Annotated in this window: 14 protein-coding genes and 1 pseudogene; 6 read left to right on the top strand and 9 right to left on the bottom strand. The window is 67.3% G+C overall.

Annotation, left to right across the window (positions count from 1 at the left end; genetic code table 11):
* Positions 1-30: 30 nt before the first annotated feature.
* Together ADK54_RS21400 and ADK54_RS21405 are read right to left on the bottom strand one after the other, a co-directional pair.
* Complete coding sequence (locus tag ADK54_RS21400; protein WP_053727278.1) at positions 31-1224, bottom strand: AMP-binding protein; 1194 nt, start codon at positions 1222-1224, stop codon at positions 31-33.
* A 101-nt stretch (positions 1225-1325) separates the two neighbouring features.
* Positions 1326-2417 carry an LCP family protein gene (locus ADK54_RS21405; RefSeq protein WP_053727279.1) on the bottom strand — a complete coding sequence of 364 codons (1092 nt, stop codon included), beginning with the start codon at positions 2415-2417 and terminating at the stop codon, positions 1326-1328.
* 198 nt (positions 2418-2615) lie between these two features.
* Between ADK54_RS21405 and ADK54_RS21410 the strand changes: the two genes are divergently transcribed.
* Positions 2616-3821 carry a L,D-transpeptidase family protein gene (locus ADK54_RS21410; RefSeq protein WP_053727323.1) on the top strand — a complete coding sequence of 402 codons (1206 nt, stop codon included), beginning with the start codon at positions 2616-2618 and terminating at the stop codon, positions 3819-3821.
* Between the two features lie 776 nt (positions 3822-4597).
* On the opposite strand, the gene ADK54_RS21415 is transcribed toward ADK54_RS21410, so the two are convergent.
* From ADK54_RS21415 to ADK54_RS46140, 5 genes are all read right to left on the bottom strand, one after another.
* Positions 4598-5323 carry a hypothetical protein gene (locus ADK54_RS21415; protein ID WP_159047860.1) on the bottom strand — a complete coding sequence of 242 codons (726 nt, stop codon included), beginning with the start codon at positions 5321-5323 and terminating at the stop codon, positions 4598-4600.
* Positions 5324-5410: 87 nt separating this feature from the next.
* Positions 5411-7417, bottom strand: coding sequence for a hypothetical protein (locus tag ADK54_RS21420; RefSeq protein ID WP_053727281.1), 2007 nt, complete (start codon positions 7415-7417; stop codon positions 5411-5413).
* Positions 7414-7815: a hypothetical protein gene (locus ADK54_RS21425; RefSeq protein WP_159047861.1), complete on the bottom strand. Its 402-nt coding sequence runs from the start codon at positions 7813-7815 to the stop codon at positions 7414-7416. Before ADK54_RS21425 ends, ADK54_RS21420 begins: the two co-directional genes overlap by 4 nt.
* 192 nt (positions 7816-8007) lie before the next feature.
* Positions 8008-8415, bottom strand: coding sequence for an NUDIX hydrolase (locus ADK54_RS21430; protein WP_159047862.1), 408 nt, complete (start codon positions 8413-8415; stop codon positions 8008-8010).
* An 88-nt stretch (positions 8416-8503) separates the two neighbouring features.
* The gene (locus ADK54_RS46140) at positions 8504-8827 is read right to left on the bottom strand and encodes a helix-turn-helix domain-containing protein (RefSeq protein WP_063802029.1); all 324 of its coding nucleotides are present in this window, start codon (positions 8825-8827) and stop codon (positions 8504-8506) included.
* A 1085-nt stretch (positions 8828-9912) separates the two neighbouring features.
* On the opposite strand from ADK54_RS46140, the gene ADK54_RS21440 reads away from it, so the two are divergent.
* The 5 genes and pseudogenes from ADK54_RS21440 to ADK54_RS43670 all read left to right on the top strand — a co-directional run.
* A complete protein-coding gene (locus ADK54_RS21440; RefSeq protein ID WP_053727285.1) occupies positions 9913-10506 on the top strand; it encodes a hypothetical protein in 594 nt (197 codons plus the stop codon).
* A 267-nt stretch (positions 10507-10773) separates the two neighbouring features.
* A complete protein-coding gene (locus tag ADK54_RS21445; protein ID WP_159047863.1) occupies positions 10774-11478 on the top strand; it encodes a hypothetical protein in 705 nt (234 codons plus the stop codon).
* A 110-nt stretch (positions 11479-11588) separates the two neighbouring features.
* On the top strand, positions 11589-12638 hold the full coding sequence (locus tag ADK54_RS21450; RefSeq protein WP_159047864.1) for an integrase: 1050 nt from the start codon (positions 11589-11591) through the stop codon (positions 12636-12638).
* Positions 12631-14100 carry a hypothetical protein gene (locus tag ADK54_RS21455; RefSeq protein ID WP_053727288.1) on the top strand — a complete coding sequence of 490 codons (1470 nt, stop codon included), beginning with the start codon at positions 12631-12633 and terminating at the stop codon, positions 14098-14100. Before ADK54_RS21450 ends, ADK54_RS21455 begins: the two co-directional genes overlap by 8 nt.
* A 281-nt stretch (positions 14101-14381) precedes the next feature.
* Positions 14382-14744, top strand: a pseudogene (locus tag ADK54_RS43670) (tyrosine-type recombinase/integrase); the annotation flags it as partial.
* Between the two features lie 66 nt (positions 14745-14810).
* Here the strand turns inward: ADK54_RS43670 and ADK54_RS21465 are convergent.
* The gene (locus ADK54_RS21465) at positions 14811-15353 is read right to left on the bottom strand and encodes a DUF4265 domain-containing protein (protein ID WP_053727290.1); all 543 of its coding nucleotides are present in this window, start codon (positions 15351-15353) and stop codon (positions 14811-14813) included.
* Positions 15325-22347 carry a polymorphic toxin-type HINT domain-containing protein gene (locus ADK54_RS21470; RefSeq protein ID WP_159047865.1) on the bottom strand — a complete coding sequence of 2341 codons (7023 nt, stop codon included), beginning with the start codon at positions 22345-22347 and terminating at the stop codon, positions 15325-15327. The genes ADK54_RS21465 and ADK54_RS21470 overlap by 29 nt, the downstream gene beginning before the upstream one ends.
* Between the last annotated feature and the right edge of the window lie 14 nt (positions 22348-22361).

Genomic DNA, 22361 nt, shown 5'->3' on the forward strand with positions numbered 1-22361 from the left:
CTCCCTTCCCCCCTCCAACCGCCGGAGGCTCTAGGGAAGGGGCGGGGTGGGGAAAACCCCCCGGAGCTCCCGCTTCAGCACCTTCCCCGTCGCATTGCGCGGCAGAGCCTCCTCCCGCAGAACAACGTGCGCCGGCACCTTGAACCCGGCCAGCACCGCCCCGACATGCGCCCGCAGGGCATCCGCGGACACCCCGGACCCGCCCCGCACCTGAACCACCGCCCCCACCTCCTCCCCCAGCACCGGATGCGGCACCCCAACCACCGCGGCGTCCAGCACCGCAGGGTGATCGTGGAGCACCCCCTCGACCTCCACGCAGTACACGTTCTCCCCGCCCCGGATCACCATGTCCTTGATCCGGTCGACGATCCCGACCCGCCCGTCGCGAAGCGTCGCGAGGTCCCCGGTCCTGAACCACCCGCCCTGGAAGGCGAGTTGAGTGGCCGCCGGGTCGTTCCAGTACCCCCGCACCAAAGACTGCCCCCGCAGCCACAGCTCTCCGACCTCGCCGTCGGCGAGCGGGGACCCGTCGGCCCCGGCGATCCGCACCTTGGGGCGGCCGGTGGTGCCGGAGGTGTACATGATGGTGGCGTCGGCGTCCGGCGGGACGTCGACGTCGGGCGGCCCGGCGGCCGGGTCTGGCGAGGTGAGCTCAGGGAGGTCGTCGAACCGCTCGAATCCGTCGGGCAGCCCGCCCGCGTGGTGGCAGACCATGCCGCGCACGCCGTGCGCGGCGGCCCAGCCCGCCACCCGCTCAAGCCGCTCGCCGTCGACGAGCAGCACGCGCGGGGCGCAGTCGTCGAGGGCGTACGCGAACTCCTCCGCCGTCCACCACGCGTTCAGCGGCACGGCCACCAGGCTCGCCAACTGGGCGGCCCAGAAGGCGACTTGCCACTCGGGGTGGTTGCGCATGCCGATGACGGCCCGGTCGCCGGGGCGCAGGCCGTAGACGTCGGTGAGGCGGCGGGCCAGCGCGCAGGAGGCGGCGAAGAACTCGGCGTAGGAGTACGTGCCGCTCTCGGCGATCAGGAACGGCCGCTCCCCGAAGGCCCAGACGGTCTCGACGAACTCCCGCAGGGTGCGCGGCCCGGAGGCGTACTCAAGGGCGCCTCCCTCGCCGCGGACGACGGCGAACGGCGCACCGGCCGCGGTGAGCAGCCCCTCCGCGCGAGCGGGCTCGATGTGCGGCCCGGCCGCCCGCGTCCCACTGCCTGTCGTCTCCACGGGAAACCCTCCTAAGCGCCTGCTCAGTCCCAGTGGTCCACGACGCTATGCCGCTGCCCCGCCCCGGTCAAGGTCGGTGTAAAACACAACGGCCCGTGGGGTCAGCCCGACGTCACCACCTGGCCGATTCCGTTCGGTTCCGACGCCGTGCCGGTGAGCGCGTCCTCCGGAACCGGGCGGTCGGCCTTCAGGGCGGCCCAGAGCGTCTTGCCGCGGGCGGTGTCCGGCACGAGACGGTCCTGGTCGCCCTGCTCCAGTTGGGCCGGCAGGGTGACCATCTGGACGTCGCCGGCGCCGAGCCCCCTCATCGAGTACGCCAGCGAGGCGAGGCTGTCGACGTGGGCGAGGGAGGAGTCGGTGGTGAGGGACTTGGTCGCCGCCTCGGCGACGGCGAAGAGCCTGGCCGGGTCGGTGAGCAGGTTCTGGCCGGCCGTCTTGCCGATCAGCGCCGTCAGGAACTGGTGCTGGAGCTGGATCCGGCCGAGGTCGCTGCCGTTGCCGACGCCGTGCCGGGTGCGTACGAGATCGAGGGACTGCTGGCCGTTCAAGTGGTGCTTGCCGGCCTGGAGATGGACGCCGCTCTCCTTGTCGTCGATGGGCTTGGCCAGGGTGATGTCGGCCCCGCCGAGCGCGTCCATCAGCTCGGCGAAGCCGTTGAAGTCGACCTCGACGTAGTGGTTGATCCGCATGCCGCCGCTCAGCGACTCGACGGCGGCGACCGTGCAGGGTGCGCCGCCCGTCTCGTACACGGAGTTGAACATGACCCTCTCGTGCTCCGGCGGTTTCTGGCCGGATCCGGTGGCGCAGGCGGGGCGGTCGACGATGGTGTCGCGCGGGATGCTGACGAGCGCCGCCTTCTTGCGGCCGCCGTACACGTGGAGCAGCAGGGTGGTGTCGGAGCGCCCGACGTCGTCGCCCCCGCCCGCCCGCGTGGCGTTCTTCCCGGCCCGCGAATCGGAGCCGACGACCAGGATGTTGAGGTCGGAGGTGGCCGAGGCCTCCGGGGTGAGCAGCGAGCCGAGCTCGACGCTGCTGATGTTGTCGTTCAGCCGGTGCCAGGTGTACGCGGCCGCGCCGCCCGCGAGCAGCAGCACCCCGGCGAGCGCACAGAGCGCGAGACGTATCCGGGTGGACCGCGGACGGGTGGGCGGGCCCGTCCGGGGTATCCGCCTCCAACGGGGTCGGTACGCCATCCATCGACTCCGTCCGTCGGCGACCCAGAATTCCGCATGCGTACAAACAGGGCGTTACCGCACACTACAAGAAAGGTGCACAACCCCGCATAACGGGCATCCAAGCTGGCAGCTGCCGGAGGGGAGACGTCCAAGTTGAAGCCCACACCGAGGCCCCCGTCGACGTCCATATCGAAGTTCCCGGCGACCGGCAGACGCATACGGCCCGGCCGCCCCGGGATCGCACCGCTCCTGGCCCTGTTCGCGGTGGCCGTGCTGGCGCTCGGCGGCTGCTCGTCGGGCGGCGGCAAGGACACCTCGCCGAGCCCGAGCCCCACGGTGTCGAAGGCTCGGATCACCACCACGCCGAAGGACGGCGCGGGCAACGTCGGCATCACCGTCAAGGACGTCGGGGCGAGCGTCGCGGACGGCACGTTCACCTCGGTCACCCTGACGGCCCAAGGCGGCAAGGCGATACCCGGCGCGCTGGCCCCGGCCCGCGACGCCTGGCACCCGTCGGTGAACCTGACCCGCGGCACCGCGTACACGCTGACCGCCGAGGCGAAGGACCCGGACGGGCGGACGGCCACCGCGACCGCGCGCTTCACCACGGTCTCCGAGAGCAACTCGGCGATCGCGTTCTACACCCCCGAGGACGCCTCCACGGTCGGGGTCGGCATGGAGGTCTCCTTCAAGTTCGACAAGGCGGTGACCGACCGCAAGGCCGCGGAGTCCGCCGTGCGGATCACTTCGAGCGGCGGCCAGCAGGCGAGGGGGCACTGGTTCGGCGACCGCCGCATCGACTTCCGCCCGCAGGACTACTGGAAGCCGGACTCCAAGGTCACGGTCGCCTTCGACTTCGACGGGCTCGAACTGGCCAAGGGAATATACGGAGTTCAGGACAAGTCGTTCTCCTTCACGGTGGGCCGCGAGCAAATCTCCACGGTGGACGCGGCCACCCAGGAGATGACCGTCCAGCGCGACGGCGCCACGCTCAAGAAGGTTCCCGTCTCCACTGGCCAGCCCAAGTACGCCACGTACAACGGCACGATGGTCATCAGCGAGCAGGACCGGCAGACGAAGATGAACAGCACCACGGTGGGCCTCGGCGACGAGTACGACATCCCCGACGTGCCGCACGCCCAGCGCCTCACGAACTCCGGCACGTTCATCCACGGCAACTACTGGGCCGCGCCCTCCACCTTCGGCGCGAACGCCACCAGCCACGGCTGCATAGGCATCCAGGACACCCAGGGCGGCGGCGCCCCGGACTCCCCCGGCGCCTGGTTCTACGCGAACTCGCTGCTCGGCGACGTGGTGGTCGTCCGCAACTCGACGGGCGGCGGCACGGTCGCCCCGGACAACGGCCTCTCCGGCTGGAACCTGCCGTGGCCGGCGTGGACGGCGGGCAGCGCGCTCACGTGACGACCCCTGGGCGGGCTCAGCCGTCCGGCGTGCGGGCGCCCGCGCGTCGGCGGACGCCATGCACTGACGGAGAGGCCGGCGAGGCGGGGCCGGGCGGGCCTTGGGCCGACGCGGCTCGGCCCGCCGATGGGCCCGCCACCCGCACCCCGGCCGACGCCACGCGCTGACGTCGGGCCCGGCTCCCCCGCCCCGCCAGCAAGCTCCTCCCCGCATCCGCTACCCTGTCCAGGTCTGCCATCGGCAGCGCGCCTCCGTGCCTCCGTGCCTCCGTGGGGCTTGTCGAAAACCCCATCGTCGCAGGTCAGAGCGTTCTCTCCGACTCCGCCGGAAACGCTTGCCGGTAGATCTTGGAACGCAGCGGCAGTTGTCGCAGCTCAGGGGCCATGTCTGCAGGTCCCCAGAACACGCTGAGAAATTTCACCTCTCAGGGCCCGGCGAGCCCCAGTCCAGGACGCCGATGCCAGCCCTTCTGAGCAGTGTGTCGGACAGGCCGAGCCGCCGAATGGGTGACTTGCCATGCCGCGACAACCATCGTCTTCGGCGGGCCTGTTCCTCTGCGGTAAGGATGCTCCAGTCGTCGTACTGGATACCGGTGTCTGTGGCTGTTCCTGCTTCACGCGCAGCCTGTTGGACGAAGAGGAATTCGTCGGATCCAGCGCGAAGCGCTATCAGTGACCAGGCCGTTTCGTAGGTGAGGTGGGTGCCATGCGTTCTGATGAGTCGATGGGTACGCCACTGACGGAGCGGGGCGATGAGCCAGCGGCGCGTGTAGAGATTCACTGGGGTCCGTTCTCGTGGTGGTCAGGGGCGCGGACGGCGGTGAGCCAGGCATCCGCAGTGGCACGGAGTTCCGGACTGCCCAGAGATTGCAGCGTCTGGGTCAGTGCGCGGAGAAAAACTTCCTTCTGCTGCGGGGTGTGGAGGTCGGTGAATAGCCGATCCGTGAACCTGCTGATCTCGTCGCGTAGGACGTCCTGTGTTCGTTCGTGAGGCGGCTTCACGTCTTTCAGGCCCTCATTGAGTTCACCGAGCTCGCCCAAGCGGTCGGGATGCTCATCGATCCACCAGACTGTGCGGGTGTCCGTGTCAGCCAGGACGGCCTGGAGGAAGGCGAGGTGTCGGCGGGCTTCCTGCCGCGTCAGGTCGCCAGCCCTCTCAGCGCGAAGGTGCTTCCGTGCGAGCGCCCGATCCTGGCGTCGTGCCGACAGGGTGGCTTCGCCGCGGGCAGTGAGGCCAGGGGCGATGCGCACGCGTGTTGCGATGATGTCGTTCACGGCGTCCTGTGCTGCGGAGGCATCGAGAACCGAGTAGTTGGAGAGGACGCGGCGCGCTTGTTCTCTCAGGCCGTGCCGTGCCGGAACGGCAGGATCGTGGTGCGGGAATGGTCCTGGTTCGTCGAATTCCCAACTCCCGTCGATGCGTACGGTGAAGCGGATGCTGGGCACATGGCTCCGGGCCTGTTCTCTTGTGATGGCGAAGGTGCCGCTGTGCGGCGCGGGCACGCTGTTCGGGGACGCCGCTGCACTGTCCGTGGCAGGCGTCCCCGACTTTCCACGCCATCTGGCGAAGGCGCTCATCAGTGCGCTGGCTTACTCCTCCACCAGCCCGCTCATGTCGGATGCATCACCTACATCTGCGGGGCCCGTCTGTGCCACCAGCCGCTCGAAGACGAGCCTCCTGCGCCGGGTTCCGACGTCGGTACGTGCGCTGCCTCCCACGAGGAGGTCGGCAACGCCTGCGTCACCCAATCGCCCCGCGAGCACAGGTACCGCAGTGCCGATGGCGAGCTCGTCGGACACCTGCGTTGAATCGAGCCAGGCGGCGAGACGCGCCTGGGCTTGGGCGGCCGTGCCTTCATGACACCAGGCTGCCCGCCATCCTCGGACGAAGGGCTTTTCTTCCGTGGCGGTCGGCGGTTCAGCGCCCATCTCGGTGGCGAGTACCAGCGCAGTCGCGTTGTCATTGGCGAGGTCAGTGAGGGCGAGGAACCCCGTTGCCCCGGCCTGCCGGACGACTGGGTCTTCGCTCTCAGCCCATTCGACGACCTCCGCGAGCACCAGCTCCCGCTGCTCCGGGCGGGCCGCGAGTGCCCGAATGGCCTGGGCTACAGCGGTAGCGCCCCGTTGGTCCTGCCGGGAGGCCAGGAGCCGGAGTCGGGTGAGGGCGGCCCGAGGGTAGACCTGCCCGAGAGCTCCTCCGCACACGTCCGCGATGGTCTGGGCCAGTGCCTCGCTGAGACCTTTCGTTGTCGCCCAGTCGTACAGGTTCTTACGGACTGTGGTGCCGATGCGCGGGTGCGTCGCCATGTGCTCCAAGAGGCCGACCGCGAGTCGGCGGTGGTCGGCGGTGCCTGCCTGTGCCCACGTGGTGGCGATGTGCAGGACGGACTGTCCGCCTGGGCCCACGGCCAGACGGGTGAGGCTCGCGGCGATGGATTCCCGGTGCTTCACGGCGATGCCATTCGGCCCGCTGATCTCCGAGGCCCATTCCAGCAGCACCTTCCGCAAGGGCGGCCGTTGCTGCCAGACGTGCGTAAGGACCGCCTCGTGGAGGCCGGGCCGTGGGGTGCTGAGTGAGAGGGAGTCCCCGGACCGTTCGGCCTTGATGGATTTCAACCGGGTTTCGAGGTCAGGGCCAGCGAGGGCACCACCTGGTGGCAGCTCTCCCTTCACCAAACGGAACAAGAAATCGGCGGCCTCCATGACGACGGTGGACGGGCACCCTTCGAGCAGGGCGGTGGCGATCAGCAGAGCCCTATCCCAGAGCTTTGCCGGGCCGTCGTTGTCGGCAAACCATTTCAGTAGGTGCTCGCTCCAGTTCTCGAACTCTGGGCGGATCAGGTCGCGTTTGCCGTCCTCGGTTCGGGCGATGATCCCAGCGAGCCGTGCGGCGTCCGCGGGCAGTGTGGTGGGACCCAGCAGGCCTGCCAGGTCGGACCCATCGGCGATCCAGTCCAGTCGCTCCGGCCTGAGGTGCTTGACGTGCGCCTGAGCCACCGGCAGGGCCGGCGGCCTCACGTGGTCGATGCGCACCACGTCGCTGAGGTTGCCGGTGCGCCAGGTCTCGGGTGTGGCCAGCATGATCAAGTACGTGTCGACTCCGGCAGCTTCCCGCTGGTAGTCAACGAGCCCCTGGTAGAAGTCGTCGGGCAGGCTCCGGTAGTCCGACAGGTCGAGGACGAAGGCGTGACCTGGTGTGAGCGGGATCTGCTCCGTACGGGGCCGGTCCCAGTCCAGGACGAGGCTGCGGATGTTCTTGGCGGCGACATCAGCCTCACGCAGTACGCGTAATGCCGCGGCACGCCGTCCGCTGCCGAGCATGCCGGCCACTGCGACGATGTTGCGCCGCATCGGGTTTTTGAGTTCATCGGCGGCACGGGTGGTGCTGCGCGAGCGTTCGTCGTCGGTCTCGTGGACGTAGGCGCGCTCCACCAGTCGGAGTTCGTCCTCGTCAATGCTGACAGCGCCCAGGTACTCCCATCCGCGCACGTACCGGTGGTGGTGTTCCTCGTAGTCGCCGGCCACCTGGGTCACAACGGCGCGCCCCGATGCCTCAGCCTCCTGTTTTGCCCCCGCCTCGGAGGGCTCGCTGCTCACGCCTTCTCCGGGCGGATGTTGGTCTGATCGCCGCCGACTTGAGTGATCCGGGCATGTCCGCTTGCCTTGGCCTTCTGATTGACGGCTGCCGCGCGCCGGGCGGCTTCAGGCTGGTCGGCCTGCCACTGCCTCACCCACTCCAGCAATTCTTCACCCGCGGTACGGTCCATGTCGACGAGGTCCTGCAACCGTACGGCCCAGGCGTTGACGAGCGTCGCCGACGTCGCAGCTGCGTCCCCACCCCCGTCTGCCAATGCCGTCCGGTCACGATCAAGCCGGACAAGGCACTGCTCCTCCGCTTCGGCGTGTCCCCGGCCGAACCAGCGTCCGAACCAGGACCGAATCCCGCCCCACCCGTCCGTTGTCATTGCTGTGACCAACGCGGATGCGCCGGCCATCCCCACAGTCGCTAGTTCCCCGGACACGTCCAACGCCGTCTCCTCCCCCTGCACACGACAGTGACAAGTGCCATGCATTCCTCACCACTCCTGCCGGGAAGCAGACCGAAGCCACGACGGCGTGTTCCCTGCGTTAAGCGGCTGGAAAGAAGCAGTGTCTTGAACGCTTCAAACACAGCCGAAACTTCTGCCTCAATGGCCCAAGGTGATCCAGCCGTCTGGAATCCAGCCGTCGACATATCCCTCGATGAACTCGGGAAGTTCCGGGATGGCGAGACGGTCGAGTACGGGCAGAGCTTGACGCCACGGCAGCCAGACATCCCCCAGCTTTGCCTCCGCGGCTTGTCCGCGCCGTACGTGGGCAGTGAAGATCCGCGCCTCGGAGCGACCGCGGCTTCCTGCAGGGGGCTCGGCCTCCAGTCGGGCGACGACATCGCCTTGTCGCAGGTCCCGGCTGGCCATCAGGCGCCGGGCTGCTTGTTCGTACGTCTCGTGCGTGCGGCAGTGCCCCGTCGGCAAGGCCAGGCCGTGGGGAGCGACGGGGACGAGCAGAAGGCGATGGGTGCGGTCGAAGCAGAGCAGATAGAGCTCACGCCTCATTCTCGGTGCATACATGGACACCATGAATTGCTTGACCGACTGGCACGGGATACGCCTCATGCCAGCCGAACGGCGGATGCCCGCCGGGTCAGGGCCGCATGAAATCCGGCGGCAGTGCGGCCGGCCCGGGCCAGAGCTGGAGCCCGAAAGCGGCCTCCAGGCGGGCGAGGGTACCGAGGTCGGGCATGACCTTGCCGTTGAGGACGCGACTGACGGTCGAGTGGGTCACACCCGTCACCTCGGCGAGGCTGCGCAGTGTATGCCCTGTGGCATTCATGGCCCGTTCGAGGTTCCGGGCGAAGGCCTGCCCGTAGTACGCACTGACCGGGGCGCCAGGCGCGAGAGTGGCATGCGGCCAGACACCGTCGGCCACATACTCGGCCGGCACCTGATCGTTGCTGCTCCTGGGCATGCCGAGATCATCCCACGCACCCATGGGTCCGCACCTTCCGCTTCGTCGAGCACCTTCCTGAGCACTTCCCGAAGGTTGCATGTATGGAACCAGCATAGAGATGACGACCCGAGTGGGAGGGGTTTCCACACGGTTCTCGAAGGCGCGTCCCAGAAGCCGGGCCACGGTGGTCGGCAAGTAGCGCGAGCGATGTCCGCCGTCTTCGGCCCATGGCGGTCGCGCCGCCCACCTTCGCCACTCCGTGAAGGACAAGGGGACCACGCCCCTGCTGGGGAACGCGCTCAGCATCCTCAGAGGCCGCGACTCACGGAGCCGTTAGGGCAGGGGCGCAGGGGCAGCGCCGACGACCAGCCGCCCCCTCCTGCGGACTGATCAGCCCGTATCGGGGCGCCATCAGAGGCCGTCAGTACGGTGCCCGGTGACAGCGGACGCCCTTCGCGGCGATTCCGCAGCCCATCGAACGGCCACCCATCCCACCCCATCGCCGCGACACCCACGCCCTGAGCCACCACCAGTCGAAGACTGGACACCAGGGCGTTCTGGCAAGACCACGGCATAAGCAGCTGGAGCTCATTCACCGTGTCGGCGAGCGCGTTGCCATCAGGGTGCTCTGCCCACCGCCGACGCGCTACGGCCCTCCCGCACGCCGTGCCGAGACACGGACCGCCCGCACGCACAGAGCCAGCCCGCTCAGCCGGGGTTGGATCCCGAGCAGATCCTTGCCGAGTGATTCACCCGGGGCGGGGTCGGCGAGGAGGAATACCGCAGGTGCCCCGCCGCCCTGCGCATGACAGACCCGTGCCGCAAGAGTGAGGCAGTCGAGTTCGCTCCTGCTCTGCCGAGCCTCGATCACCCCCGTGCGCGGGCTCCCCGAAGCCGCCGCTAGTCCGATGCACCAGTGCGCTCCGCCTACGCAACCCTGCAGGGACAGAACGCGCCTTGAATGCAGTAACTTACGTACCCACCAGGCGAGTTCACCTCAACACGACGGTGAAGCCACCGCGTTTCTGCGGTCTTGCCAATTCTCCTGCGGTGTTTGCGCGTTGCCGCTACCGTATGGATCGATCAAGCGGGAGGAGGGGAGCATGCGGCAGGCAACTGGCGCGGCTGCGCATCCCCTTGTCGCCCATCTGCAGCAGGTCAAGGCTCTGGAGCAGGACCGGTTTACCTCTGCGGATGCTGCATACACCCAGGCGCGGGCGACCATTGAAGCAGCACGCCTTCAACTGACTGAGGCCGAGCGGGGATTCGCCGAGGCCGAGCGAGCGCGGCTCGTCGCCGCGGAGCGGCTGTCCGCAGTCACGGAGACCATTGCCGGTGCCGCCCCGTACCTCTTCGGTGAGGCCGTCGAGAACGAACCAGACACCGAGGCTTCCGCAGCAGAGCCGGAAGGGCCGACGCGCCCCGACACTTCCTCCACCGGCCGGGGCCCGGAAGACCCGGAATCCGTCTCAGCCGAAGCGAAGCCACGGCCGGTCACACAGCTCATCCTCGACGCACTGGCAGATGGCAAGGAGACCGCACTCGCCGTCGTGACCGCTCGCGTGCGCCAGCACCGTCCGCACACCGCCGGGAAAGTCATCCGCTCGACGGCCAGCACCCTCCGCAAGGGGGGCAAGGTCGAGTTCGTGAGGCGCGGCGTCTACCGACTAGTCATCCCTGGAGACACCCACGCATAACTGAAACCGCATGTCTCACGCCGACATGGAGGCGCCGCCAGGGCTCTAGCCAGCCCCAGCGGCGCCGATGACACGTCAGCTGAGGGCCCACGCGTCGCCACCAGATTAGGGCATTCGATGGCGACGTACCGGACCCTCGGCGAATTCGCATATCTCACAACTGACAAAGCTGAGGGCCCCATTCATGGTTACTGATCCGTACATGCACCACGAAGGCCGATGCGGCGGCTGCTTCGACCTGTCACGGCACACGCTCGGAGGTGCCCGGTGAGTCCCAAGATGTCCACCCCGGAGGGCGGCCAGCGCATCCTGCCGACCGAGCGGCTCATCCCCCGCCGCCAGCTTGAAGAGCTTGATCTGGTCGCCGAGTTGGGAGGCACCGAGCGGCTGCCCGTTCCGGCCGCTGACATCAGCGCCCGGATGAGCGTCAGCATCGATACCGTGACCGCCGCGCAGGGATTCCTCCGGCAGAACGGGCTCTTCGTCCCCGACCGCGGAGTCCTGGCCGTCACACCAGAAGGGCTGCGGCTGGCGGAGCTTCGCGCGGCGGACTCCGCCAGGGCCCGCCTCTTCCTCAAACAGCACTGGCGCTCGGCTTGGTTCACCACGGCGGCCGCCCGGCTGCTCACCCAGGGCCCGCTGGACAGCGCCGAGCTGGCCCGCCGCATCGGACACGGCTTGAGTCGCACCGCGGAGCGGGCGCGGCACTTGGTGGAGTGGCTCGACTACGCGCTCATCGTCCACTGCGACCAGCACGAGCAGGTCCGCCTCACAGACGGCTTCGGCCGGGCAGCCCATGCCTCAACGCCCCCGCCCACGAGCGCCCCGGTATTCGCCTCCGGCCAGGAGATCTCCGCTCTGTCCGACGAGCGGTTCTTCTCGATGATGCAGGCCTACCGGACCGTCCTCACTTCGCTCGCACCCGCCTCGCCCACAGGCGGCACGGAGCAGAGCCACACGCCACCCATGTGAGTCCGCCCGCGCCTACAGCGGGTGGCTGACGCCTGAGCCACTGTCGCCGGGCGTCAGCCGCCGCGCCCCCTCACTCATTCGCTCGCGATCGGTTGCAGTGGAGCACACCCATGACCAATGTGTTGCATGTACGGAACGATTTGAACGGTTCGCACGCCTACGTCCGGCATGCCTGCGGGGCGGTCGAGCTGTCCCGCCCCACCTCTTGGAGGCCCCCGATCGTGGGAACCGACCTCTCCTTGGCCCATGCCGTCGACCAAGTTCTTGAATCCTGGCGTGAGATGACCGCCCGTGACGAGATGAGCATGCAGACCTTCGACAAGTTCTCCCTGCTGCTGGGGCGCTTCCAGCGCAACGCGACCGTGCGGGGCGTCCTTCTGGTTGCCGACGTCCGGCAAGACATTGCCGAGGACTTCGTGACCGCCAAGGGCCGCAGCCGCCACGGCCATGTCACCGACTCGTCCCCGGCCACCCAGTTGGTGCGCCGCAGTGTCCTGCGCATCGCCTTTCGCACCCTGCGTGAACTCGGCCTCAGCGACCAGGACCCAACCCGGGACATCGTGCTGTCCGGCCGCACCTACGAGGGGGCACGGGCCCTCACGGAGGACGAGGCCGTTTCGCTCCGGCACCACGCCGCCTACGTCACCCGTCCTACCCGGCACGCAGCCGCGGCCGCCCTCGCCCTCGCCGGCGGGCACAGCGGCGAGATCGGGCACAGCGTGGCCGCCGACCTCGACCTGCCCCACAGCCGGGTCTGGATGCGCGGCGCCACCAAGTACGACGCGCGGTGGTGCCGCCTGGACGCGTGGGCGCGCGAGGTCCTGGCTGAACGGGCTCGCCACGTCCTCGGCCAGCACCCCGACCCGGCGTCCGCGCGTCTGGCCGTCTCCAGCTGCCCCGCGTCGGACGCCGCCCTCCAGGCCCGCGCGTGTGTCGCGCTCAGGGACCTGTTGCGCCGGATCGGGCTCAGCGACGACCCCGAGGTGAAGCCGGCATCAGTCACAGCCCGGGCCGCCGTCGAGACGTTCGAGTACACCGGTCGCATCGAGGCGGCGGCACGCCGCCTCGGCCTGCGCTCACTCGACCGCGCCGCGGCCGTCGTCGGCTACAACTGGCGCACCGATCCCGCGCACACGGACGGCGGGATGCTCGATGCCTGAAGACGTCTTCGGCGCCGCGCTGCCCGAATCTGAGCTCCCCAGCCGCAAGTTCCAGCTCACCGACAAGGACCAGCGGTCGGTGTCCGAGCGGGTCCGGGACTGCCTCGACTACCCGCTGCTGTACGAGATGGCGGAGCTGCTGCCCGCACCCAGCGCGGCCGGCTGCCCGCGGGAGTATCCGGCCATCGTCTACCTGATCATGGCTGCCCTCACGCCCGTCACGAAGTCGAAGCGCTCCACCGCCGGATTGCTAGCCTCTCCGCAGGAATGGCGCCGCGTGCGCGCGGGCGTCCGGCGCCATCTGGGCCGCCGGGTCGCCGCGCAACTGCCGCTCGACGCGCCGAGCCGCGGCCAGTACCACTACGCCGTGGGCAAGCTCCTCGTCCCTTCCATCGACCTCCTGGAGGAGGAGTTCCGCAGATACGCCACCCAACAGGCCTTGGTCCAAGGACTGTTCCCGGCCGGGGTGCACAAGGTGTGGAGCCGCCCCGAGCGCCGCCAGCTCCTGGTCGGTGACGCCACCGTCCCCAAGGCACCCTCCAAGTCCAGGCTGCGGGAGACGGTCGACCCGGTGACGGGCGAGCTGCGCAACCACCGGGTCGACCCGGCCGCGCGCGACTACTACGAGAACGGCGAGAAGGCCAAACGCCTGGTGCGCGGCACGAAGTGGTTCTTCGCGTCGGGCCGCGACGACGGCTACTGGACGAGAGTCATCCTCTCCTTCGCGCACGTGGCAGGAGGTGCGTACGGGGACGAGGCTGCCGTCGCAGTGCGTCAGTTCACCCTGCTCAAGAGCGAACTCGTTGACTGCATGGGCGTCGTGTACGACGGGGCGTTCCGCGGTGTGCACCGTGACGCACTGGCCCGGCAAGGCTTGCTGGCCGTCAACAAGCAGCACGGCTCGGTCGTGCCGGTCTTCTACGAGCGCGTCACCGCCTGCCGCCGCGGCCACAGCCTGTGGTGCGACCAGGGCCGCATCGCAGAGAGTGTGCGCCTCGACGACGGCACCCGCATCCTGGAGCCCGTCCCCGTCACCAAGCTGGAACACCGCGCCGGCGTCAGCAAGAGCCGCTGGTACCACGTCCTGCTGATCCCCTGCCGCCATGGCAGCCACGAATTCCGCGTGCCAGTCGGCATCACCACCACGCCCGCGGACCGTGCTCTGCGCGGCATCGACGGCCGCCCCCTCAAAAGTGACAGCCAACGCGGCTTCCACCGCGCAGAACTCCTCCAGCAGATCCCAGAACCCACTCTCTCCCACCAGCTCGTCTACCCGTACCGCAGCGACTCCGAGTCCGTCCACAGCCAGTTCGACCTCAGCCTGTGGAACCGTCGCATGATCGCCTACGGCGTGGAGCGCCAGAAGGTGTTCGTACTCGGCTTCGCCCTCTCCCAGAACGCCACCAGCCACCAGGTCTTCCGCGCACGCCAGAATGCCCAGCAGGTGTCGGCCACGGCCTGAGGCCCCCATACAGAACAGACAGGCACCGGTCATGCTCGTGCCCAAGAGCGTGACCGGTGCCCGCTGTCGGCGACAAGTCAGGGGCGGCCGAGGACGCGGAAGCTCCAGCCTGCCTCGCGCCAGGCACCGGTGTTGAGGACGCCGCGGCCATCAACAACCCTCGGGTGCCAGTACGGGCGTAGAGCGGGTGTGGGTCGATGTGGAAGTACGGCGGCCACTCGGTCAGGTGCACCAGAACATCGGTGTCTTGGAAGGCGGCGATCGGAGGCGGTGATGCAGTCGAGTGCCAGGGTGCAGGATCGGACTGGAGCGACAGCGGGCTCATCTTCAGCACGCCGACTGGCCAGCTTCTCGACCTTACCAACCTCACCCACCGCTTACGCAGCTTCCTCGACCGGGCCGGACTCCGCCGTATCCGCTTCCACGGCCTCCGACGCTCGACCGCGACGCTGCTCATGGAACAAGGCGTCTCCCTTGTCGTGATCAAAGAACTCCTCGGCCACGCCCACATCGGCGTCACCGCTGCCGTCTACGCTCACGTAAGACTCCGGCTCCAACACCAAGCCATCGATGCCCTGGGCCACGCACTCGATGCGACCGACGACGGCACCGGCGACCCACACGCCGTGGCGGCTGTCCGCTGACGTTGCCGTCAAACACCCCGGAAGCCCCGCCGGATTGAAATCCGGCGGGGCTTCCGGGGAACGCAATTAACGATCAGACTCCGACAATCCGAGCCCATCGCGATGTGCCCTCGCAAGAGCACCCTCTTCGATGCCGATTTTCCCTTCATCGGCGACACGAAGGAGCGCAACTCTCATGGGCGCATAATCAACGTGAGGCGGCACATCGATTGCCCACAAGTAGCCCGTCGTATCAATCTCCCAGGAACACTCAAAGCTGCGAAGCATGGCGTCAATCGCGTCCTTCGCGTCGTCATCTTTGATGATGACGCGGACCGTCGAATGTCCGGCCTCCGACACGAACTCCTCGAACACGAGCTCTCTCCGCTCGTGATCAGCTCTGACTCGCACTATGTCCCCGAAGGCGATTCCCTTCATGTAGAAGGGAGTGTTACGAACCTGGACCTCCATCTGTACGGACGTCTTCCCAGTCCAGAGCCGTTCCGAAGAGGCGTGGGCCCATTCGGCTGTCTCGTCGGGGAGGTCGAAGGCCACCTTGTACAGCCTCTCAGGCTTACCTGCCGGCGCCGACTCGCCGCCGCTAGGGGCCGAGGAAGTCTCTGAGCTCATCGTCCCAATCTTCCATGGTCTTCGTGGACTTATCCCTGTTGCATCGACGGCAGGCTACTGCACCGTTATGTTCGCCGCCATGCCCACCGCTGGCCCTCGGCTCTATGTGATCGATCTGGGCATCGTCAGGCCTTCCCGGGACGGGGTTGCCGTTGGCATCCCGGGATCCCCGCCGCTCCACCTTCTGCCCACAGTAATCACACCTGTACTCGCCGCCATTCTTCGCGGCATTGGCGTCGTAAACCTTCTGCCTCTCAGCATCGGTGAAATCCAAACCGGCTCTATTGCAGTTGTGCACAAGGACTGGCGTCTGTCCCGCCAGCACATAGTACGTGTGGAGTTCTTCAATCGTCAGATTGTAGGCAGCCTGCCTGTGCCTGAAGTGGGTGGCGTCGATGACCTTGACATCCGCTCCGCTTGCCGAGCGGAGAGTCATGCCCGGCTTCAGATCGGCGGCATCCAGCCAGGCATGGGCGCTGGGCGACCAGATCGGGTGGTGGTCCGTGGCCGTGAGAGAACTATGCTTCCCCGCACCATCTTCAATGGTGAGCGTCGTGAAGTCGACGTCGTCCGGAGTGACAATGGTTGCATCGACCTTGCGGGAACCGGACTTCGAGCGCTCGGGGTCCGCAGCTACGACTTCGTCGCCGACTTCGAGATTTTCAATTGGCTTGAGGGAACCATCTGCCAGAAGAACCAGGGTGCCGGCAGGGAAGCTGTTGCAGGTGCCACCCTTGGCTGCCTTGACAGCCTTGCCCTCTCCCTTCGCTATAGCCTTACCGACTACACTCCCAAGGAAGGACTCGCCCTCCCCCTCGAACATGGGAACGTTATCAATTTCCCACTGCCTCAGTTTTCCATAGAGATCCTCATACGTATCCGACGAGTGACATTCCTCGTCATCGAAGCAGGCGTTGACTGCCGCGGCGACATACTGGTGGAAGTCCTCCTTGGCGTCATACCCGAACTTGTAGCCATTTCGCTGATACTTCTTAACGTTTTCAGCGATTTTCTTCTGGAGCTTTTTATAGCTCTTGGTTTTCCCAACGACCACGCCACCGTAGAGGACTGTTTGCGTCTCGTTGCTTTTCTTGATCTCTACGGACCATTTGTCGGTGTCGTAGCTCCAAAGTTCTTTGACGATGACGCCGTCAGGGGTTCGGCATTCCGCAGTACCGTCGCACGTCCCTGCCGGGCGCTCGCCGCTCGGGTCGGCCAGGGTCAGCGGGTTGTTGTTGCTGTAGGTGTAGCCGTTGAGGGACTGCGGGTCCTGGTCGGCAAGAATGGGGTCGACGCTGATGAATCGACCAGTGTCAGGGTCGTATTCGCGGGCACCAAGGTGGGTGAGTCCGGTGTCTGTGTCCTTCGTACCGCCGATGAATCCCTTGGTCCCGGCCCACGTGCTGGGGGCCGTGCCGCGGTCCTCTCCGAACGGCGTGGAGCGGCGCTGGCTGAGGGTTCCGTCAGCGGCGCTGATGCTGGTGTCGGCGGTGCCGTGGTGGTCGGTGACCTGGAAGGTGACCTTGTTGTCGTCCGTACGGACAGCGGTGGCGCTACCCAGGGCGTAGTAGCGGGTGGCCTTCGGTTTGGCGGCGCCCTTGGTGAAGTTCAGCTCGGTACTGCCGAGGTACAGCGTGGTGTTTTCGGCGGCAGGGTCGGCTGTGTCGAGGGTGTGGGCGGTGAGCCGATTGCCGCTGGCGTCGTAGACGTAGTCAGTGTTCTTGTTCGTGGTGAACGTGGACGAGCCTGACTTCGTCTTGACGATGTCGGCGACGTTGCCGAGGCGGCCTTCCGAGTTCCAGGTCAGGGTCTGGTCGTTGGCGACAGTCGGACTGGGGTTGAGATGGCGTCCGGTGGTGTCGCCTGCCGCGTCATAGGCGTAGCTCTCGTCGACCCGCGTTCCCGTGCCGCCGCCCGTCAAGGTGCTGGTGGAGAGAAGCGAGTGCGGCTGAGCGGCGCCAGCGGCGGGATAGGTGTAAGAGCGAGTGCTGTCCTTGCTGGTGTCGCCCTTGGGGTCGTGCTGCGTTTCGGTCTTGCGGGTGCCGTCCGTGTTGTAGGTGTAGCTGCTCCAGTACGGGGCTGCGCCGCCGAGCTTGCTCCCGTCCACGATGCTGGGGCAGGTTGCGTCGGTGGGGGTGAATGCCTCGGTAAGGCGGGCCAAGTAGTCGTATTGGAAGCACTGGCGGTCGGTGCCCGAACGGGAGACATCACTCAGTGAAGTGACGTTGCCGGCTTGGTCATATGTGTAGGCCGTGGACCGGGCCGCGCCTGTGATGCCGTCCTGATCGGTACGGCTGCTCGACAGGCGCTGCGTCCCGTACTCGTAGCCGTTGGTGATCTGGGTGTTCTTGCCGCCGGCGTTGAGAGTGGACTGCAGGGGCTTGCCAGTCAGGCTGTAGGTCTGGTTGGTGAGATAGGTGGACAAGTTGCTGCCGGTGGATATTGGCCGGTGCTGCTTGTCGTAGGTGAAAGCGACGGTCTCGGCGGCGAGCCCGCCCGCTGCCGGGTAGGTCGCCGACTTGGGGGTGCCGTCCAGGTTGAAGGAACTGGTCGTGACGTAGTTCCCTGCAAGGCCCTCCTGGCCGGGGACCGATGGTACGGCGACCGTTGTCTTGGTCGGCCGGTACAGCGCGTCGTAACTGTTGACCGTCGTCTTGTACGCGTAGCTCTTGCCACTAATGGTGGCGTAGCGCGTCGAAGACGCCTGCTGGCCCTGGTTGTTGGCCGGGTCCCAGGCCTGGGACGTCAGCAACGGTCCGGCGGACGTGCCGTCGTGGGTTTCCAGGAGACGGGAGAGGTTGTCGTAGACGCTGGCGATGGTCTTGCCGCGGCCGTCCGTGGTGGAGGTGACTTCGCCCCGGTCGTTGTACGCCTTGGTGTTGGTGCCGCTGTCCGGGTCGACCGCCTTGACCTGCCGCCCGAGTTGGTCGTAGGTCCAAGTCCAGACGCTGCCGGCCGGGTCGGTCAGGCTGGCCAGATGACCGGCCGGATCGTAGCTGTAGGTGGTGCTGTCGTACAGACCGGTCGGGCCGGTGGGAACGTTGGCGTGATACTGGCGCAACTCGGTGGTGTGTCCGGCCGCGTCGGTGATCGTGGTGGTGGGGGTGGCTCCCAGAGGCGGGGTAACGGTCACCCGGTCGCCGCCGTACTGCGTAGTAGTGGTGGACAGCACGGTGTTCTGGCTGTCGCCCGCAAACAGCGTCGTCTTCGTGGGGCGGCCCAGGCCGTCGTACTGGGTGGCGGTCTGGGTTTCGACTCCTGTGGCGTCCTCCACCTTGAACAGGGCGGTGCTGGGAGCGCCGGTGGCGTAGTACGGGGCATAGGCGAGCTTGGTCTGCCCGCGCTCGTCGTAGAAGGTGTCGGTCAGGAGACGGCCACCGTCCTGGCCCAGTGCCTGGGTCTGGCGGGCGCGGCCGAAGCCGTCGTACAGCGTGTAGGCGGTGTCCTGGGACCCGTCGCTGTTCAGCGTCAGGCTGGCGACGGACTGGATGACGTTCGGGTCGTTGCTGTAGCGGAACTCAAGGTTCGGGCTCTGGCTGTCGGCCTTGGAGCGGTTGGGCTTCCAGACCTTCAGTGGCCGGCCGAGGGCGTCGTAGTCGGCTTCGATACGACGGCCGGTCGGGTCGGTGGACACGATGGGCAGACCACGCAAGAGGTCGAAATACGTCGTTGTGGTCTGAGCTGAGGCAGCGGTACCGACAGTGGCGGGCGGTGTGGTGACCGTTTGCGCTGTCGGACGGCCAGTGGGCGGCGTGTAGGCGGTGGTGGTTGTGCGGGCGTCTGCTGCTGGGGTGGTGACGGGGGCCTTGGTCTCGTCCGCCGGGTTGAAGACGCTCGTGGAGGTCAACGCGGTCGTCGTCAGCGGCCGTCCGTAGGTGTCGAACGTGGCCTTGTCGTCGAGGTATGTCGCGCTGTTTCCGCTGTGGGACTTGAGCGACTCGGTCATCGTCGCCTGGCCCTTGGTCGGGGCGGCGCCGTAGGCCTGGTCGTCATAGCGGATCCGGGTATCCGTCAGCACGACGGAGGAGCCGTCGCTCCGGGTGTCACGGTTGGGAGTGGCGGCGCAGTTCACGGCGACGGTCTCCGTGTGGATGGGAGCCGTCAGCAGCCAAGCGGTGGTGTTGTCCGCATAAGTGGTGCGGGTGCACGTGTCGTCCTTGTCCGTGCCGGTGTCGCCCAGTGACTCGGACTGCGTGGCTCGTCCTCGGTCGTCGAACGTGGAGTTGGTACGGGTCTCGCGCCAGTTGGTCCCGGCACCCGCATCGAGGGACGTGAAATTGCGTGCGGTCGCGACACCGGTGAGGTTGGCGGTCGTGGTGCCCCAGTCACGTACGCGCTTGGCGGTCTCCTTCTTCCACGGCGTGTTGACTACCTTGGACAGGATCTTGCCGCCGGGCTTGTCGTAGATCTCGGTGCGGTATTCGACGCCTGCCCATGGCTCGTCGTCGGTGAGAGTAGTGCCCTCGCCATCAGGGATGCTGACGTTGCGTGTCTTGGTCTTGTCGGACGGGTCGGTGCGGTCGCCGTTCATGCCGCGCAGGTAGTAGTGGTCGGTCTGCGTGGACATGGCCGCGTCGCCGCCGGTCTCCACCCTCACGTGGGCGTGTCCGCGCCACTGTGACCAGGTCTTGAGCTTCTCCTTGGTGATGCCGTCGTCATCGTCGAACGCCCACGCCCCGTCGTCGAGGTAGCTGTAGTGCGTGACCATGTCGGGAGCGCCGCCCGTGCGGTCGGTGGCGATGACGCTGTCGACGACGTACTTGTTGAACCACTCCGTGGTCATGGGCACGTCGTTGTTGGGCTGGTACTTCTGCGGGAAACAGTGCGTCGTGTTGGTCTGCGGTACGGGCAGGTGGTTCCAGTCGCATGCCGCCTGCGAGTAGTTCACGTCCAGCTGACCGCCGGATTCGTCCGCGACGGTGCTCAGGCGCTGCTTGTAGTAGGCGAGGCGGCCGTCACCGTCCTTGTCGAGGCGGCCGATGCGCGGCGTGTAGGAGAGGCTGGTCGTGGGCAGCTTGACCGGGGTCGTGCCTGCCAAGGCGGTGTGCTGGATGGAGTCGAGCAGCAGCTGGTAGTCGACGTCGGCAGTACCCCACTTGTGGTGCAGCGCCCATTCGTCGACCGGCTTGTAGGTGCCGTCGGCCTGGAGGGTCTGGGTGGTGACTTTCGCCAGCCGGTTGCGCGTCCAGAATGTCGGTGAGAAACGGTCCTGGTCGCACTTGCTGCCGACCTTGCAGTTCTGGTCCCACGGGACGTCGTACCAGTACTGCCGGTTGGTATCGATATTGGCCGGGTCGCACCGGGTGATGTCGTCTTCCAGGCAGCGCTCGCCGGTGGTGAAGTCCACACGGGCCATCGGCTTGACGGTGGCGGAGTAGATGTCGCCCTGCTGCTGTCCGTAGTCGATGTGGTCCAGAGTGGTGGCACGGACGTAGGCGGTACCAGCGGTGTCCTTGAGGTTGCGGCCGTAGGAGTTGGTTTCCGGCTTGTACCAGTAGGTGATGTCGTTGCCGTTGGTGTCGAGGACGAGGTCGAGGTTCCAGCGCCGTCCCTGCTGGCACCATGAGTCGGCAAACGTGGCTTTGTTGCACGGTTCGCCGCTGTTGTTGCCGTAGACGGGGACGGTTTCCACCGAATTGGTTTCCGCCTTGCCGGCACCCCAGTTGGGAAGCCGGTTGTAGCCGAAGTAGTAACGGGTGCCACTAGTGGTGGTGGCCTGGAAGTACTCGCCGTCGTTGTCGCCGTTGCCGCGGGCGGTGTCGCGCAGCCGGACGACCTTGGTGTTGTCGTCGCCCTTGATGCGCCATTCGTCGGTGCCGGTCGGTATCAGTTCACCGGCGTGCCCGGCGAAGCTGATGGTGGCGTTGTCGTATGCCCAGCACAGGTCGCCGGGCTCCGCACCATCGGTCTTGACGCCCTCGTCACCGCATGGTTTGTACGAACGCTCCACGAATCCCGGAGAAAGGTCGAAGCCGTCTCCGACCCAGGAGGCCTGGTTGTTGCTGTTGGCCGTACGGCCGTCAATGGCCCCCGAGGAGTAGGCCAGGCTCAGGTCGGGCTTCAGGTCCCCAGGGACTTTGGGGACTGGCATGCCGTAGGACCAAGAGAATGAGCCGCTGTTGAGCGCTGTGCTCCACGTCGTCGCTGACGACAGCGGTGAGGCTTTGAAGTCGCCGGAGAGTCCACCGGATGAGGGCGTGGCGGCGAGTACCAGGGCTCCGCCCGCCAGCGACGCTCTCGCGGCCATAGGAGACGCGGACTTCGGGCTGGTCAGGGTGCCGGGAACGGTGACCGCATCAGCGGTGACCGTCTTCCTCTCCGCATCATTGCGCCCGGCAAGCGGGGTGGACTTGCGGCATTCGGGCTTGTCCGGCGTTGTGAGAAGACAGGCCGGGAACTGGACCAAGTGCAGGCGTTCGCCGTACCCGGCACCCGCCGCATCCGCGAAGGCGCTGTAGTCGACGCTGACGTTCGCCGAGGTCCCCGGTCCACCGGCTGGGGTCACGGTCAGCAGCACGCCGTCCACCCCGGCCTGCTGGGCGGCCTGGTGATCGAGCACGCGAACTGCGGCTGCTGTGTCCTTGGCGGCCAGTTGTGACGGCGCCGCCTTCTGCGGTGCCAGTGGTCCGCTGGGCAGCGCTGTGAGGGCCACTGGAAGCGAGCCCGCCTTCACCGGTCCGCCCAGCGGGGCAGCTACCGACTTCGACGCGGCAGGGCTCTTGCCGCTGGCAGAGAGGGAGACAGTGGCATCTGCTGCGGCGGGCCAGGCAGCCTTGGGCTTGCGAGGCGCCGATACGGTCTGGTCGGGCTTGCGCGGCTTGGCCTTGGCGCTGGAACCCTTGACCGGCTTCTCCGCCGACTGGGCCGTCGGAGCGCCGAGGGCGATCGCGCTCGGCGCTGCCTGCAGCAGGCCGGCCACCAGCGCGGCCGATAGAAGTGTGGCGACTCTGCCCGTTGTGCGGGTGCCGAGTCTGCGGACCTGTTTGGTGCGCATAGTGATGTAACCCC

The sequence above is a fragment of the Streptomyces sp. WM6378 genome (assembly GCF_001279695.1).
In the GTDB taxonomy this organism is placed as follows: Bacteria; Actinomycetota; Actinomycetes; order Streptomycetales; family Streptomycetaceae; genus Streptomyces.

What these genes read in the sequence shown, in the direction of transcription:
- ADK54_RS21425 (WP_159047861.1), bottom strand. Translation starts at nt 7,815, where the DNA reads ATGGCCGGCGCATCCGCGTTGGTCACAGCAATGACAACGGACGGGTGG.
- ADK54_RS21465 (WP_053727290.1), bottom strand. Translation starts at nt 15,353, where the DNA reads ATGAGCTCAGAGACTTCCTCGGCCCCTAGCGGCGGCGAGTCGGCGCCG.
- ADK54_RS21470 (WP_159047865.1), bottom strand. Translation starts at nt 22,347, where the DNA reads ATGCGCACCAAACAGGTCCGCAGACTCGGCACCCGCACAACGGGCAGA.
- ADK54_RS21455 (WP_053727288.1), top strand. Translation starts at nt 12,631, where the DNA reads ATGCCTGAAGACGTCTTCGGCGCCGCGCTGCCCGAATCTGAGCTCCCC.
- ADK54_RS46140 (WP_063802029.1), bottom strand. Translation starts at nt 8,827, where the DNA reads ATGCCCAGGAGCAGCAACGATCAGGTGCCGGCCGAGTATGTGGCCGAC.
- ADK54_RS21405 (WP_053727279.1), bottom strand. Translation starts at nt 2,417, where the DNA reads ATGGCGTACCGACCCCGTTGGAGGCGGATACCCCGGACGGGCCCGCCC.
- ADK54_RS21440 (WP_053727285.1), top strand. Translation starts at nt 9,913, where the DNA reads ATGCGGCAGGCAACTGGCGCGGCTGCGCATCCCCTTGTCGCCCATCTG.
- ADK54_RS21450 (WP_159047864.1), top strand. Translation starts at nt 11,589, where the DNA reads ATGACCAATGTGTTGCATGTACGGAACGATTTGAACGGTTCGCACGCC.
- ADK54_RS21430 (WP_159047862.1), bottom strand. Translation starts at nt 8,415, where the DNA reads ATGAGGCGTGAGCTCTATCTGCTCTGCTTCGACCGCACCCATCGCCTT.